This window comes from Pseudomonas sp. E1BtOHC1, from assembly GCF_058744285.1.
In genome coordinates, this window is the sequence record NZ_CP196023.1 from 4635087 (window position 1) to 4651289 (window position 16203).

Consider the following 16203-nt stretch of genomic DNA (forward strand, 5'->3'; position numbering starts at 1 on the left):
AAAAAACCATCACTTTTCCAGTCATCGGTTTGCACTACACTCGGCCGGCATCGAGGCCCGCTTTCCCGGGCCTGCCAGGAGGCCAGGATGAATCGTTCAAGCCAATACGCCGTCACCTTGTTGCTGCTGTGCGCCCTGCCCTGGACGGTGCAGGCCGAGGAAGCCAGCGAAGGTTGCGTGGAAGTCAGCGTCGGCGGCTACAAGGCTCCCGACTACAACTGCCTGAGCAAACAGATGGGCAACAACCCGGACGCCGTCAAGGCAGCCCAGGCCAATCAGCAGGCCATGGAGAACCCGGTGCACAAGCGCCCGCCGAACCAGGTCGGGCTCTCGACACCGGCCGCCACCAGCGTGCGCATGGGCAATACCCTCGGCACGTCGGTCAAGCCGCAACGACCCTGAGGGCATTTCCTCGCGCCTCATGCGGCCTATTACCGGGACACTGCCCGTATACCGGCCGTTAACGTCTGCCGCGCTAGATTGCTGCACCTTAAACACCGGTGCCAGCAACGTCCCACGCCGCCATGCGTGCTTGGCGTTCGCCTACTGGCCACCGTATCGTCAGTATTTTTGTGTGTGTTGAGAGCATGGAAAGCGTTCAAAGACAAATCTGGCAACGACCCGCCCTGAGTATTTTCCTGGTGGCCCTCGTGCTGTTCATGGGCCTGCAGTACAAGCCTGCAGTCCTCAACTACACCACGCGCTTCGTCGACTTCGCCGACTACATGCTGCAGCACGGCATGACGCTGTTCCCCATCGCCGACGATCTGCAGCCGTATCCCGACTACACCGTTGTCAACACGGTGCTGGTCTACCTGGCGTCGCTGCCCTTCGGCCAGCTGTCCGTGCTGTCGATGGGCCTGCCTCTGTGCATTGCCGCGTCGCTGATGCTGGTGTTCATCTACAAGCTGGGGGCCCTGCATGAGCAGAAATGGGGCGTCTGCGGCGTGCTCTTTGCACTGTTCACCTGGGCGTTCCTGGACAGCGTCAACTCCCTGGCCCTGGACATCTATCCGGCCCTGATCACCGTGAGCTGCTTCTACCTGGCCTACACCGCCGATCTCAAGCAACAGCGCGGACGCCTGGCGCTGGTGTTCCTCGGCCTGATCCTGGGCTTTGCCCTGCGCGGGCCCATTGGCATGATCGGCCCGGCGCTGGTGGTCGGCACCTATTACCTGCTGAGCCGACAGTCGCGCAGACTGTTCGGGTTCTCATTGCTGAGCGGCCTGCTGTTTCTCGCCGGGGTCGCCCTGCTGGCCTGGGCCGCCCATGTGCAGGGCGGCGAGACTTTCATGCAGCAAGTGCTGGAGATGCAGGGCCTGGGCCGAATCGCCAGCGATCACTCGCCACGCTATTACTTCTACTTCAGCGTCGGGCTGGTCACCTACAGCGTCACCGCGTTCTACGCCCTCTGCGTCATGGCCAGAAGCGCCAGGCAGGGGTTCAGCGCCCCGCCGCCGTCGGCACCGCGCCTGCTGCTGTACCTTGGCGCCTGGTTCTTGGTGCTGATTGTGTTCTTCACCGTTCCCAACTCGAAGAAGGCGCGTTACATCGTGTCCATCACCCCGGCCATTTCCCTGCTGGCGGCCTATATATTCGTCGACCCCAACGGCCTGTTCAGCACCACCCGCAAACGCCTGCTGCGCCTGTGCCTGAACCTGCCGGCCAGCGGCGCGGTCCTGGCGCTGCTGGTGCTGGGCTACAACGCTTTTGCCGCCCAGCCCTTGCAGCCCAACTTCGCCGGTGTGTTCGCAAGCTTTGCCCTGCTCAGCGGCGTGCGCTACTGGATCGGCCGGCAATACGCCGAACACCGGCATTACGAGGTGATCGTCCTGGCGTTCGGCGTGGCGGCGTTTCTCTTGCTGGATGGGTTCTTCTTCAACGCCATCACCTATCACCTGGAACTGGCCAACGAGCCCACGCCCAAATTCCTGCCTTACTGGTTCTGGTAAGCCCTGGGCAGTGGGCGGCGCAGCGCAAGGTGCGAGGCCTGTTCGCAGCGCGCGTGCAAGATTTGGTTACACTCCCGGGGGCCACCGGCCATGAAACCGAACTGGCACAGTGCTGTCACATCGCAATCGGTAACGGCAGCGGTCGTCCGGCGGCGCCCGGCCCAGGTGGCGGGCGCCACGCATCGGACGCCTGATTGACTGCCCCAGGTTACCGGCCTGGGCCTGCCGCCAATGCCGCAGGTCATACTCCATCAAGGCTGAAAGAGCGAACCATGAAGCAAAACATCCTCCTCGTATCCGTCTGTGCCGCCCTGCTCCAGGCCTGCACCCCGGCGTCCACTCCCCCTGAAGGATCCTCTTCCATGCCCGCCAGCACTGCATCCGTCAGCGCCCAGCCAGCACTGGCTGCCTACTACTGGCAACTGGTCTCGGCCAGCGACGCGGCGGGCAAACCCGTTGCCGCCCTGAACAAGGGCATCGAGCGTCAGTTGCGCCTGACCTTCGTCGGGCAGAACCTCAACATCAGCGGCGGCTGCAACCGCCAGTTCGGCGGCTTCCAGTCTGCAAACGGCGTGCTCAAGGTGCAGCCCCTGGCCTCGACCATGATGGCCTGCGACCCGAGCCTGATGACCCTGGACGCCGAAGTCGGCCGTCTGTTCAAAGGCGACCTGCGCAGCACTTTCGGCGGCGGCGAATCGACGCCGACCCTGCAACTGACCACCCAGGACGGCACCCAGCTCAAGTTCGAAGGCCAGCCCACCCCCGAGACCCGCTACGGCAGCCAGGGCGAGACCCGCTTCCTGGAAGTGGCCGCCAAGACCGTCAAGTGCAGCCACCCGCTGATCCCCGACTTCCAGTGCCTGCAAGTGCGTGAGCGCCGCTACGATGCCGCAGGCCTGCAACTGCCGACCCAGGACAACTGGCATCCGCTGTACCAGTCCATCGAGGGTTACGAGCATCAGGACGGCGTGCGTAACGTGCTGCGCGTCAAGCAGTACGAATGGAAGAACCCGCCTGCCGATGCCCCGTCCACGGTCTACGTGCTGGACATGGTGGTCGAGCAGGACGCCTCGGCCAAGGCCCGCTAAGCGCCACCCAGCACCCGCTTGCCGACGCAATCGGCAGGCAATAAAAAAGCCCCGTATCGCAAGATACGGGGCTTTTTTGGTTCAGGGCGGGGTCAGGCCGTTACAGCACCGACTGACCGCTCATGGCCAGGTCCAGCAGTTCCCGGTTGGCCACTGCATACATGGCGTAGTCGGTGCCGCTGGCGGCACGGATTTCCACCATCATTGCGCGCCAGCGATCGGCCATGCTCGCGTTCTGCTCCAGCCACAGGGCCACGCGGGCTTCCATGTCGTCCGGCGCATCGGCCATCTGCAGAACCTTGATGGTGATCGCCCGTTGCTGCCAGTCCACGTCATCGCGGAAGGCTTCACGGGCCTGGGCCTGCCAGTTGTTGCCCACCGGCAGATCGCTGATCTGCTGCAGGTACCACGGCAAGTCCAGGGCGCTGCCCACGGCGAAGTAGGCCTTGGCCACATCGGCTGCGCTCTGACCGGTCACGTCGGCGGCTTCGATGATCGGCAGCAGGGTGTACAGGTGGGTAGTGCCTGCCACCATGCGCGCCAGCAACTCCGGCACACCGGCTTCGACATAGGCCTGGTAACGGTTCTGCCAGCCTTCACGGGTCGGGCCTTCCAGCAGTTCGTCGAGCTTGAGGCCCAGCGCCGCCAGGTGCGGACCGAAGTGCGCGACGTCGCGCGCCGCATCCTGCTCGTTGCGACGGCTGCGCAGGAACCAGCGGGTCGCCCGACGGCCCAGACGCATCAGCTCGTCCATCAGCTCCAGTTGCACCTGAGCCGAGACCTGGTGATCCAGGGCTTCGATCTGACGGAACCAGTGCGGCAGGTGGAAGATGTCCCGCACGATCACGTAGGCACCGGCGACGTTCGCCGGGCTCATGCCGGTGGACTCCTTCAGGCGCTGCACGAAGGTGATGCCCATGTGGTTGACCAGGTCGTTGGCGATCTGGGTGCTGACGATCTCGCGCTTCAGACGATGGCGACGCATGGCTTCGGAGAACTTGGCCACCAGGCTTGGCGGGAACGCGGTCTCCATGTCACGGGTCAGGTAGTCGTCATCCGGCACCAGGGACTTGAGCAGGGCTTCCTTGAGGTCGATCTTGCTGTAGGAAATCAGCACCGACAGCTCTGGACGGGTCAGGCCCTTGCCGGTCGCGGCGCGCTCGGTGAGCTGCTCCTCGGTCGGCAGGTACTCGATGGCGCGGTCCAGCTTGCCACGGCCTTCCAGGTCGCTCATCAGGCGCTTGTACTCGGCGGCACGCTCGTAGGCACGGCGCGCGGCCAGGGACAGGGCCTGGGTCTGCTTGTAGTTGTTGCCCAACACCAGGCCACCGACTTCGTCGGTCATGCTCGCCAGCAGCTGGTTGCGCTGCTTGTCGGTCATGTCGCCGGCCTGCACCACTTCGTTGAGCAGGATCTTGATGTTCACTTCGTGGTCGGAGCAGTCCACGCCACCGGCGTTGTCGATGAAGTCGGTGTTGGAACCGCCGCCATTGAGGCCGAACTCCACACGACCCAGCTGGGTCATGCCCAGGTTGCCGCCCTCGCCCACCACTTTGCAGCGCAGCTCGTTGCCGTTGACCCGCAGCGCGTCGTTGGCCTTGTCGCCGACGTCGGCGTGGCTCTCGGTGCTGGCCTTGACGTAGGTGCCGATACCGCCGTTCCACAACAGGTCCACCGGCGCCTTGAGCAAGGCGTTGAGCAGTTCGGTCGGGGTCAGCTTGTCGGCCTGGATGTCGAAGCGTTCTTTCATCTGTGGCGAGATGGCGATGCTCTTCGCGCTGCGCGAGAAGATGCCGCCGCCTTCGGACATGATGCTGGTGTCGTAGTCGGTCCAGGCCGAACGCGGCAGCTCGAACATGCGCTGGCGCTCGACGAAGCTGGTGGCCGGGTTCGGGTTCGGGTCGATGAAGATGTGCAGGTGGTTGAACGCGGCCACCAGTTGCAGCTTGTCGGACATCAGCAAGCCGTTGCCGAACACGTCGCCGGCCATGTCGCCGACACCGACCACGGTGATGCTGTCTTCCTGGACATTGATGCCGCGCTCGCGGAAGTGGCGCTGTACGCCGACCCACGCGCCCTTGGCGGTGATGCCCATCTTCTTGTGGTCGTAACCGGCGGAACCGCCGGAGGCGAAGGCGTCACCCAGCCAGAAGCCGTAGTCGATGGCGATGCCGTTGGCGATGTCGGAGAAGGTCGCAGTGCCTTTGTCCGCCGCCACCACCAGGTACGGGTCATCGTTGTCGTGACGCACCACGTTGGCCGGTGGCACCAGGGCGCCGTCTTTCAGGTTGTCGGTGATGTCCAACAGGCCGGAAATGAAGATGCGGTAGCAGGCGATGCCCTCGGCCGCGATCTCGTCCCGGCTGCCGCCCAGTGGCAGGCGACGCGGCAGGAAACCGCCCTTGGCGCCCACCGGCACAATCACCGAGTTCTTCACTTGCTGGGCTTTTACCAGGCCCAGGACTTCGGTACGGAAGTCTTCTTCACGGTCGGACCAGCGCAGGCCGCCGCGAGCGACGTTGCCAAAGCGCAGGTGCACACCTTCGACCCGTGGCGAGTAGACGAAGATTTCGAACTTCGGCACCGGCTTGGGCAGCTCGGGGATCAGGTGCGGGTTGAACTTGAAGCTGAAGTAGGACTTGTTCTGACCATTGGCGTCGGTCTGGTAGAAGTTGGTCCGCAGGGTGGCCTTGATCAGGTCCAGGTAGCGTCGCAGGATGCGGTCTTCGTTGAGCACCTGAACGTCGTCCAGGGCGGTGAGGATCGCCTGCTCCAGACGCTGCTGCTTGTCTTCCAGGTCTTCGCTGGTGAGCTTGCGCGCCAGGTAGAAACGGGTCTTGAACAACCGGGTCAACTCGCGGGCGATGTCGGTGTGGTTGTTCAGGGTGCTGGCGATGTAGCCCAGGTCGAAGCCCAGGCGGATCTGCTTCAGGTAGCGGGCGTAGGCACGCAGCAGCGCCACGTCGCGCCAAGGCAGGCCGGCGGTCAGCACCAGGCGGTTGAAGGCATCGTTCTCGGCATCGCCACGCACGATGTGGACGAAGGCGTCCTGCAGCGTGTCGTTGAGCTGCTGGATGTCCAGGTCCAGGCCTTCGGCGGCGGTGAAGGCGAAGTCGTGAATCCAGTACTCGCGGCCGTTGTTGTGACGCAGGCGATAGGGGAATTCACCCAGTACCCGCAGACCGAGGTTTTCCAGGATCGGCAGCACGTCGGACAGCGCCAGCGGGGTGTCGGCGTGGTACAGCTTGCAATGCAGCTCGCGCTGGTCGGAGACCTGGCCCAGGGGCTGGTAGAAGCTCATCACCAGCGGATTGGCTTCGGTGAGGCTCAGCAGGTGCTGCATGTCCACCACGGCCGAGTGCGCGGCAAAACGCTCGCGGTAGCCGGCCGGGAAGCCTTTGGGGAAGTCCGCCAGTACATTGGTGCCGTGGGCTTCGCCGAAGCTTTCCACCACCAGGCTGGCGTAGTCGTCCTGCCAGCTGCGGCAGGCCTGCACCACTTCTTTTTCCAACAGCAGCGGATCGATGTCGATGCGCTGTTTCGGGTCCACCCGCAGGATCAACTGCACGCGGGCCAGCACCGACTCGGAGAAGAAGGTCCAGAATTCGCAGTCAGTGGCTTGCAGGCGATCCATCAGCACTTGCTGGATCTTCTGCCGCACTTCAGTGGAATAGATGTCGCGCGGCACGTAGGCCAGGCAGTAGCAGAAGCGACCGTAGGGGTCTTTGCGCAGGAACACACGGATCTTGTTGCGTTCCTGGATCTGCACGATGGACATCACGGTGCTGAACAGCTCGTCCACCGGGGTCTGGAACAGATCGTCCCGTGGCAGCACTTCCAGAACCTGGGCCAGTTCCTTGCCCAGGTGCGCCTTGGCCTGGAAGCCCGAGCGCTGCTCGATGACTTCGACCTTGCGGCGGATGTAGGGAATCACTCGCACGCTCTCGCCGTACACCGAAGAGGTGTAGAGGCCCATGAAGCGGCATTCCTTGATCACCTTGCCGTCGGCATCGATCTGGCGGATCGAGACGAAGTCCGGGTAGGCCGGACGGTGCACGCGGCTCGGGTGCGCGGCCTTGGCGAACGACAGCGGCGTCGGTTCGCGCAGGTAGTTGACGGCGTAGTCTTCGATGCGCAGGTCATCGCTGGTGAGGCCGGCGCGCAGCAGCTTGGCCAGGCCGAGGAACGAGCTCGGGTCATATTCGATATGCCCGCCATCCTGATCGGTGCCGACCACGAACTCTTCGTAGCCGAGGAAGGTGAAGTGGTTGCCCACCAGCCATTCCAGGAAGCTCTTGATCTCGGTCTTTTCATCGGCAGCGATGGCGAACTGGCTGTTGTCGATGCTTTCGATCAGTTCCTGGACCTTGGCCTTCATCGGCTCGAAGTCGGCCACGGCGACGCGCACTTCACCCAGTACCTGTTCCAGCTCCTTGCCCAGCACGCTGAGTTCGGCAGCGTTGGCGCAGCGGTCGATCTCCAGGTACATCAACGACTCTTGCTGCACGCCCTCGCCCTGGGTGCCCTTGGGCAGGATTTCCAGCAGCTCGCCCTTGCTGCCGCGACGTACGCTGAGCACGGTGGTCTGCAAGGTGTGGATGCTGTAGCCGCGACGGTTGAGCTCGGTGCGGACCGAGTCGACCAAAAACGGCAGGTCATGGTGCAGGACTTCCACCGCGGTGTGGGTCGACTGCCAGCCATGACGTTCGTAATCGGGGTTGTAGACGCGCACTTGCGGTTGCGCGTGATCGAAGCGCTCAAGCAGGCGCCAGGCAGAAAGGGTGCAGCCCGCCAGGTCGGACATGCGACGCTGGGTGAGTTCGTCCAGGGAAATGATGCCGAAGAATTGTTCAGCGAACAGCGCCACTTGTGGCAGTGCCTGTTCACTGATGTGCTGCGCCAGTGCCGCTTGCAGTTGGTGCTGGAAGTCGGCCTTGCTGGCTGCGGTGAAGAACGCCATCTGTGGTACTCCGCTTGGGCTTGTTATTGATGGTAGCGTCGCGTGCAAACCCCTTGCGGGGCGGTGGTGCATCCTGCTCCTGGTCTCGGGCAGAGGTTGCAGGATGCCAGGTGGGTGAAGCTGGACGAGACGCGCAGGTCACATTCACCTTCCCGGGATGGGCATCTGCAAAAACGACTGGCGCTTGCATATCGCGCAATGCCTTTACAGGTGACCATCGCAAATCAGACGCAACCTATTGCACTTGAGAACAAATTGTCCGCTGCGCAGCTTAACGAGTGGAACGCGACAGCTGCTTGCGATGCTGCGACATATTCGGTCAACGGCACGCAACCGGCTGAAGGTGCCCTGAACAACACTAGCAGCCAGTACAGAAAAATCAGGGTTTTCTCCCGGTTTCACGGTACTTGCGTACCAGAAGTGACTCTGCAGGCGGTTTGCGTTCACGACCTGTTCTCTGACAGACAGGCCAGCAGAAATTCCATCGGGCTGGCAGAATTGCTTCTTTTTGCACCGTCCGGCCGCTGCCGGCCCCAGCCCCAGGAATACGCCATGCACATGACCACTGCCCACCTGATCGCCAACCCTTGCGACGACGAAGAAGACAACATGGCCATGCTCTGCTGCCACAGCAGCCAGGGCGAGATGTTCCTGATGAGCCGCTACCCGGACGAGGACGAACTGGAAATCACCCTCGACGGCGAGCCCTCGACCCTCGATGGCGTCAAGGTCACCCTGAGCCCCACCACCCTGCTGATCGAAATCGCCGCGGCCGACGCCGATGCCCTGAACGGCTCCGACCACCTGGAAATCCGCCACAGCACCGCCGCCTCGGACCTGGCCGAAGTGGAAGCGACCCTGCAGAACATCCTCAAGGGCACCGGCACCTATATCAGCCAGTTGTCCTGAGCGCCCTCGTTCGCCTGCAGGAACGATGCACGGCTCAAGGGCCCCTTCGCCGGCAAGCCGGCTCCTACGGGGAGGTGGCGCGTGGGGCTGAATAAAACACGGATTTTTTTCGACTAATTGGCTAAATCAGGTTTTCCCCGTTAGTCGCCGACCCCCGCTATGGATTAAAGTATCGCCCCCAGCCCCGACGTTATTTCAACGCCCGGGGCGCACCCTCTCCAGGAACAGTCACCGATGGAACATCGTGAAGCGCTATTGGCGCTGCGAACCTTTCTTTCAACGCAGATTCTCGGCCAGGAAAAACTCATCGAGCGCTTGCTCATCGCCCTGCTCGCCGACGGCCACATGCTGGTCGAGGGCGCTCCAGGACTGGCCAAGACCAAGGCCATCAAAGAGTTGGCCGAAGGCATTGAAGCGCAATTCCATCGGATTCAGTTCACCCCCGACCTGCTGCCCGCCGACATCACCGGCACCGAGATCTATCGCCCGGAAACCGGCAGCTTCGTGTTCCAGCAAGGCCCGATCTTCCACAACCTGGTGCTGGCCGACGAAATCAACCGTGCCCCGGCCAAGGTCCAGTCGGCGCTGCTGGAGGCCATGGCCGAGCGTCAGGTCAGTGTTGGCCGCAGCACCTATGAACTGTCGCCGCTGTTTCTGGTGATGGCGACCCAGAACCCCATCGAGCAGGAAGGCACCTATCCCCTGCCCGAAGCCCAGCTCGACCGCTTTCTGATGCACGTCAAGATCGGTTTCCCGGACGCTGCCGTGGAACGCCGCATTCTCCAGCAAGCCCGCGGCGAAGCGCTGAATGGCGAGACCAAGCCCGAGCGCCGGGTCAGCCAGCAGGCGATCTTCGCCGCGCGCAAGGAAATCCTCGGCCTGTACATGGCCGACGCGGTGGAGGAATACCTGGTGCAACTGGTGATGGCCACCCGCACCCCGGCCAAGTTCGACCCGGAAATGGCCGAGTGGATCGCCTACGGCGCCAGCCCTCGCGGCTCCATTGCCCTGGACCGCTGCGCCCGGGCCCACGCCTGGCTCGCCGGCCGCGATTTCGTCAGCCCGGAAGACATCCAGGCCGTGCTGTTCGACGTGCTGCGCCACCGCATCATTCTGTCCTTCGAGGCTGAAGCGGCAGGCATCGACCAGGACCGTGTGGTACAGCGCATCCTCGACGTCGTTGCCGTCGCCTGATCTCCATGACTCAAGCCATCGCCGAACCCGGCATTCGCATCACCCTCGGCGAGCTGATCGAGATGCGCCATCGCGTGCGCGAGGTGCAGCTGTTCTCCACCCCCAGCCAGCGCAGCCCGCTGATCGGCCTGCACCACTCCAAGTTGCGCGGACGCGGTGTGGACTTCGATCAGGTGCGGGTCTACCAGGCCGGCGACGACGTGCGCACCATCGACTGGCGGGTCACCGCCCGTACCCAGGAGCCCCACACCAAACTGTTCCACGAGGAGCGCGAACGGCCGATCTTCATCATGGTCGAGCAGAGCCGCCAGCTGTTCTTCGGCTCCGGGCTGATGTTCAAGTCGGTACTCGCGGCCCAGGCCGCGAGCCTGATCGGCTGGGCCGCACTGGGCCACAACGACCGGGTCGGCGGCCTGGTCTACGGCGACGACGAGCACTACGAAATCAAACCGCGGCGCAGCAAGCAAAGCCTGTTGCAACTGCTCAACCGCCTAGTGCGGGTCAACCAGTCGCTGCACAGCGACGCCCAGCCCCAGCGTGATGCCCTGGGCACCGCGCTGCTGCGCGGCCGTGAAGTGCTGCGTCCCGGCAGCCTGGTGATCGTGATCTGCGACGAGCGCGCCCTGAGCGACGCCGCCGAGCAGCAACTGAGCCTGTTGTCGCGGCATTGCGACCTGTTGCTGATGCCCCTGTCCGATCCTCTGGACCATGCCCTGCCCGCCGCCGGCCTGTTGCGTTTTGCCGAGCGCGGCGCCCAGTTGGAACTCGACACCCTGAACTACGAGCTGCGCCAGGCCTACCGGGCCATGAGCGAGGCGCGGATTGCCCGCTGGGAGCGTCTGGCGCAAAAGCTGCGGGTGCTGCTGATGCCCCTGAGCACCCAGAGCGAGATGGTCGAGCAGTTGCGCGAATACCTCAATCCGCAGCGTCCGGGAGCCGGCCGATGAGCAGCCTGGAACAACTGCAACCGCTGCTGCTGCCTGCGCAGGTGAGCCTGTGGCCGCCAGCACCAGGCTGGTGGTTGCTGGCGCTGCTGCTGCCGGTGCTCGGGTTCGCTATCTGGCGCTGGCGTCATCTGTGGCCGCGCAAGGCCGTGCGCACACGCAGCGAACAACCCCTGGACCCGGTGCGCCTGGCGGCCCTGGCAGAACTGGCGCTGTTGCCCAAGCCCTATGACGGCGCCCCGGCGGGAGCCTGGCTGCAGGCCCTCAACGCCCTGCTCAAGCGTCTGTGCCGCAACCACTATCCCTACAGCCAGAGCCACACCCTCAATGGCCGCAAGTGGCTGGCGTTTCTCGACAACCGCTGCCCCGCCGCCGGCCTGACCCGCTGGATGGTGCTGGTGGAAGGCGCCTACAAGCCCGAGTGCAAGCTCGATGACAAAGCCATCGCCGGCCTGACCCAGGCGGTGGACACCTGGATTCGCAAACATGTTTGAGTTCGCCTGGCCGTGGATCTTTGCCCTGCTGCCGCTGCCCTGGCTGCTGCGCCTGGTGCTACCGGTGGCCGACAGCGGCGAGCCGGCGCTGAAGGTGAGTTTCCTCAGTGACCTGGAAGGCCTGTCCAAGCGCCGGGCCCGCGCCCACCTGCCGGCCTGGCGCCAGCAGGCACGGTTCATCCTGCTCTGGGTCCTGCTGCTGTTGGCCGCTGCCCGTCCGCAATGGCTGGGGGAACCGCTGCCGGTGGCTGCCAGTGGCCGCGACCTGCTGGTGGCGGTGGACGTCTCCGGTTCCATGGACTTTCCCGACATGCAATGGCAGGACGAAGACGTCAGTCGCCTGAGCCTGGTCAAGCACCTGCTGGGGGACTTTCTCGAACACCGCGAAGGCGACCGGGTCGGCCTGATCCTGTTCGGCAGCAAAGCCTACCTGCAAGCGCCCCTGACCTTCGACCGGCACACGGTGCGGGTCTGGCTCGACGAAGCGAAGATCGGCATCGCCGGCAAGAACACCGCCATTGGCGATGCCATCGGTCTGGCCCTCAAGCGCCTGCGCCAGCGCCCGGCGCAAAGCCGGGTGCTGATCCTGGTCACCGACGGCGCCAACAACGGCGGCGAAATCCCGCCCATTACCGCCGCGCGCCTGGCCGCCGAGGAAGGGGTGAAAATCTATCCCATCGGCATCGGTGCCGACCCGGACCAGAGCGCGACCCTCGGCGTGCTGGGGCTCAACCCGAGCCTGGACCTGGACGAGCCGGCCCTCAAGGAACTGGCCGAAGTCACCGGCGGGCGCTACTTCCGTGCCCGTGACGGCCAGGAGCTGCAAGCCATCAAGGAAACCCTCGACCAACTGGAGCCGGTGGCCCAGCAACCGACCCAGGCCCGCCCGGCCCAGGCCCTCTACCACTGGCCCCTGGCCACGGCGCTGCTGCTCAGCGTGTTGCTGGTGCTGCGCGAGCGCTGGCCGCACAACCCGCTGCAACGCTTCTTCACCCAGTCACACTTTCTGCAGCCGACCCATGATTGGCGCCAGCGCCTCAAGCGCCTGCGTCTGCGGAGGCGTCGATGATCAGCCTCTGGCCCCATTGGTTCCGTCCCGGGTGGTTGCTGGTGCTGCCACTGCTGGCCCTGCTGCTATGGAAACTCTGGCACCGGCAGAAGCGCGCCGGGCGCTGGCAGATGATCCTGCCGCCGGCCTTTCATGCCGCCCTGCTCAGTGGCGGCAATGGCCGCGAGAGCAAACTGCCCTGGGTCGCCCTGGGCCTGGCCTGGCTGCTGGCAGTGCTGGCCCTGCTCGGCCCGAGCTGGCAGCGGGTGGAGCAAACCAGCCAGAAACCCGCCGACCCGCTGGTGGTGCTGCTGGAGCTGACCCCGCAAATGCTGGCCAACGATGTGCCGCCCAATCGCCTGGAACAGGCCCGGCACAAACTACTGGACCTGCTGCAATTGCGCAGCGACGCCCAGACCGCGATCGTGGTCTACGCCGGCAGCGCCCACACCCTGGTGCCGCTGTCCGACGACCTGGCCACCAGCCGCAACCTGCTGGACGCCCTCAAGCCATCGATCATGCCCCAGGCCGGCCAGCGCGCCGACCTGGCCCTGCTCAAGGCTCTCAAGCTGCTGGACCAGGGCGCCCTGGGCCAGGGCCGGGTGCTGCTGATGGCCTCCTCCCTCAGCGAACAGGAGCGCCAGGGCATCCGCCAGGCGCTGGACAGTGAAGCACCGCAATTGCTGATGCTCGGCATCGGCAGCCGCGACGGTGCCCCGGTGGCCCTGGAAGACGGCAGCTATCTCAAGGACGACCTGGGGGCGATCCTGGTGTCGCGCCTGGACAGCCCGGACCTCAAGCAGTTCATCGGCGAGGTGGGCGGCCGCTACCGTCAGGCCCGCCTGGACGACAGTGACCTCAAGGCCCTGGGCCTCGCGGGGGGGCCTCAAGGCGTGCGCAGCGACGGCCAGACCCTGCGCCTGGACACCTGGGCCGACCAGGGCTATTGGCTGTTGCTGCCCCTGTTGCTGCTGGCGGCCTGCGCCGGACGCCGGGGCTGGTTGTTCTGCCTGCCGCTGCTGTTGTTCGGGCTGCCACAGCCCAGCTACGCCTTCGACTTCAACGACTTGTGGCTGCGCCCCGACCAGCAAGGCCGGCGCCTGCTGGAACAGCAGCGCCCGGCAGAAGCCGCACGGCACTTCCAGGACCCGCAGTGGCAAGGCGTGGCCCTGTACGAGGCTGGCAACTACAATGCCGCCGCCGAGCGCTTTGCCGAAGGCAACGACGCCCGCGCCCACTACAATCGCGGTAATGCCCTGGCGCGCAGTGGTGAGTTGGAAGCTGCCATCGACGCCTATGAACAGGCCCTGGAACGCCAGCCGGACCTGCAGCCGGCACTCCAGAACAAGGCCCTGGTGGAAAGCCTGTTGCAACAGCAGCAAGCCACCCCGCCAACGCCGCCACAGAAGCCGGAAAACCCCGACAGCGACGCCAGCAACAACCCCGGACCCAGCGGAGCGGCCACCCAGCCGGCCACCGGTAGCGAAACCCCGGACAACCCCGGGCAGCCACCGGCCAACGAGGGCGAGGCCACAGCGCCCGCCCCACAGAGCAATGGCCACAGTGAAGTGCCCGGCAGTGAGCTGGACGACCAGCACACCACCACGCCCTTGCGTCCGGCACAGGACAGCCTGGACGCTGAACACCAGCAGGCGCTGGAGCAATGGCTGCGCAAGATCCCGGACGATCCGGGAGAACTGCTGAGGCGTAAATTCTGGTACGAACAGCAACAACATCAGGATCAGGGAAAAATTCGATGACCCGCTGCACCGCCCTTCTGCTTGCCCTCGCGCTCTGGACCTCGCAGTCCCAGGCTGCCGGGCTGCTCGCCAGCCTGGACCGCAGCCAGGTGAACTCCGGGGAAACCGTCGAGCTGACTCTGGAGTCCACCGATGTCACCCAGTTTGGCAAGCCCGACCTGACGCCCCTGGACAGTCAGTTCGAAGTGCGCGGCACGCGCCAGGTCAACCAGCTCAACAGCCTCGGCGACAGCCACGCCAGCACCCGCTGGATCGTCACCTTGCTGCCGCGCCTGACCGGCACCCTGGAGATCGCCCCGCTGCAACTGGGCGACCTGCAGAGCCAGGCGCTGACCCTGCAGGTCAACGCCAGCCCGGTCCAGGATCAGGACGCCCGCCTGGAACCGGTGTTCATCGACGCTGAACTGGACCAGCCCAAGGTCTATGTCCAGGCCCAGGCCCTGCTGACCCTGCACATCTACCATTCGGTGCCGCTGTTCGACGACAGCAGCCTGAGCCCGTTGCAACTGAGCGACGCCCGGATCGAGCAACTGGGGGAGCCACGCACCTACGAAAAACTCATCAATGGCGTGCGCCATGGGGTGATCGAGATGCGTTACGCCGTCTATCCCCAGCGCAGCGGCGTACTGCAGATTCCGGCGCTGACCTTCACCGCCACCCCAGCCAACCCGGGCACCGGCACAGAGCCCACGTCCCAGCCCCCCAAGCCCGGCAAGCTGATCCACGTCAGCTCCGCCGAAATGACCCTGCAGGTGCTGGCCAAGCCTGCCACCTACCCCGCCGATGCCCCCTGGCTGCCGGCCCGCAGCCTGAGCCTGAGTGAAAGCTGGAACCCGGAGCCCGATCACCCGCAGGTGGGCGATTCCCTGACCCGTAGCCTGACCCTGCGTGCCGAGGGCTTGTCCAGCGCCCAATTGCCACCGCTGCCCCAGGCCGAGATCAACGGCCTGCGCAGCTACCCGGACCAGCCGCAACTGAGCAACCAGCACGTCGAGCACGGCCTGCTGGGGATTCGCGAAGACCGCCAGGCCCTGGTGCCGACCCGCACCGGGGAGGTCGAACTGCCTGCCCTCGAGATCACTTGGTGGAACACCCAGGAAGACCGCCTGGAGCAGACCAGCCTGCCGGCGCGGACCCTGCAAGTGGCGAACAACCCGAGCCTGGTGGTGGACACCCCGGCGGGCAACGCGCCGATCAGCGTCGACAGCGGCAACCTGTGGCTGTGGCAACTGAGCACCTTGCTGCTGGCCTGCACCACCCTGCTGGGCTTCGGCCTGTGGTGGCGCGCCCGCTGGCAACCGGCGGTGCTGCGCGCGGCCCAGACAGGGCCCAGCCCACGTTCGCTGCTGGACGACCTCAAGCGTGCCTGCCAGGCCAACGACCCCCAGGCCACTCGCCAGGCCCTGGACGCCTGGGCGCGCCAGCAGCCGGAAACCCTGGCCGACATGGCCGCGCGTTTCATCCCCCTGTCCGACGCCCTGGACGGCCTCAATGGCGCCCTCTACAGCGAGACCGGCCAATATTGGCAAGGTGAAGAGCTATGGCGAGCGATCCGCGCCATCCCCATCAACGACCGGGTCCAGGACCCGGTCGCGGACACCACCAGCCTGCCGCCGCTGTATCCCAAATAATCCGCTGCCGCGCAGTCCCCTCCGCGTAGGAGCCGGCTTGCCGGCGAAGAGGCCCGTAAGTCATGCAGCGCCTGGGCGGGCCCCTTCGCTGGCAAGCCAGCTCCTACAGCAACCGCCCCCCGTAGCGCCTCGCGGGGCCAATCGCGCCTGCATTTGCCGCAGCGTCGGGCATAAACACGCGTTTGCCAGTAAACTCTCGACCCTTTCGCCGCGGTCATTTTCT

Annotated in this window: 11 protein-coding genes; 10 read left to right on the forward strand and 1 reads right to left on the reverse strand. The window is 65.0% G+C overall.

Translation table 11 applies throughout. From position 1 onward, the window contains the following. The first annotated feature begins 87 nt into the window (after positions 1-87). The 3 genes from ACSSVC_RS20835 to ACSSVC_RS20845 all read left to right on the forward strand — a co-directional run bounded on the left by ACSSVC_RS20835 (position 88) and on the right by ACSSVC_RS20845 (position 3040). A complete protein-coding gene (locus ACSSVC_RS20835) occupies positions 88-402 on the forward strand; it encodes a hypothetical protein (RefSeq protein ID WP_446440670.1) in 315 nt (104 codons plus the stop codon). A gap of 185 nt (positions 403-587) precedes the next feature. Continuing rightward, positions 588-1952, forward strand: a complete 1365-nt coding sequence (locus ACSSVC_RS20840) for a glycosyltransferase family protein (RefSeq protein ID WP_446440669.1) — start codon at positions 588-590, stop codon at positions 1950-1952. Between the two features lie 362 nt (positions 1953-2314). After that, positions 2315-3040, forward strand: coding sequence for a DUF4377 domain-containing protein (locus ACSSVC_RS20845; RefSeq protein WP_446440668.1), 726 nt, complete (start codon positions 2315-2317; stop codon positions 3038-3040). Between the two features lie 100 nt (positions 3041-3140). Here ACSSVC_RS20845 and ACSSVC_RS20850 read toward each other — a convergent pair whose 3' ends face one another. Continuing rightward, the gene (locus ACSSVC_RS20850) at positions 3141-8000 is read right to left on the reverse strand and encodes an NAD-glutamate dehydrogenase (RefSeq protein ID WP_492611303.1); all 4860 of its coding nucleotides are present in this window, start codon (positions 7998-8000) and stop codon (positions 3141-3143) included. Positions 8001-8552: 552 nt separating this feature from the next. On the opposite strand from ACSSVC_RS20850, the gene ACSSVC_RS20855 reads away from it, so the two are divergent. The 7 genes from ACSSVC_RS20855 (at position 8553) to ACSSVC_RS20885 (ending at position 15980) form a co-directional block, all read left to right on the forward strand. Next, positions 8553-8909 (forward strand): hypothetical protein, encoded by a 357-nt coding sequence (locus ACSSVC_RS20855; protein WP_346636333.1) that lies wholly within the window; start codon positions 8553-8555, stop codon positions 8907-8909. 234 nt (positions 8910-9143) lie between these two features. Beyond that, positions 9144-10103 (forward strand): AAA family ATPase, encoded by a 960-nt coding sequence (locus ACSSVC_RS20860; RefSeq protein ID WP_003218556.1) that lies wholly within the window; start codon positions 9144-9146, stop codon positions 10101-10103. A 5-nt stretch (positions 10104-10108) separates the two neighbouring features. Beyond that, entirely contained in the window at positions 10109-11050 is a 942-nt protein-coding gene (locus ACSSVC_RS20865) for a DUF58 domain-containing protein (protein WP_346636334.1), read from the forward strand. After that, complete coding sequence (locus ACSSVC_RS20870) at positions 11047-11541, forward strand: DUF4381 domain-containing protein (RefSeq protein ID WP_346636335.1); 495 nt, start codon at positions 11047-11049, stop codon at positions 11539-11541. Before ACSSVC_RS20865 ends, ACSSVC_RS20870 begins: the two co-directional genes overlap by 4 nt. Then, positions 11534-12610 carry a vWA domain-containing protein gene (locus ACSSVC_RS20875; protein ID WP_346636336.1) on the forward strand — a complete coding sequence of 359 codons (1077 nt, stop codon included), beginning with the start codon at positions 11534-11536 and terminating at the stop codon, positions 12608-12610. Before ACSSVC_RS20870 ends, ACSSVC_RS20875 begins: the two co-directional genes overlap by 8 nt. Beyond that, positions 12607-14349: a VWA domain-containing protein gene (locus ACSSVC_RS20880; RefSeq protein WP_346636337.1), complete on the forward strand. Its 1743-nt coding sequence runs from the start codon at positions 12607-12609 to the stop codon at positions 14347-14349. The genes ACSSVC_RS20875 and ACSSVC_RS20880 overlap by 4 nt, the downstream gene beginning before the upstream one ends. Further along, positions 14346-15980, forward strand: coding sequence for a BatD family protein (locus ACSSVC_RS20885; RefSeq protein WP_492611304.1), 1635 nt, complete (start codon positions 14346-14348; stop codon positions 15978-15980). Before ACSSVC_RS20880 ends, ACSSVC_RS20885 begins: the two co-directional genes overlap by 4 nt. The last annotated feature ends 223 nt before the right edge of the window (positions 15981-16203 follow it).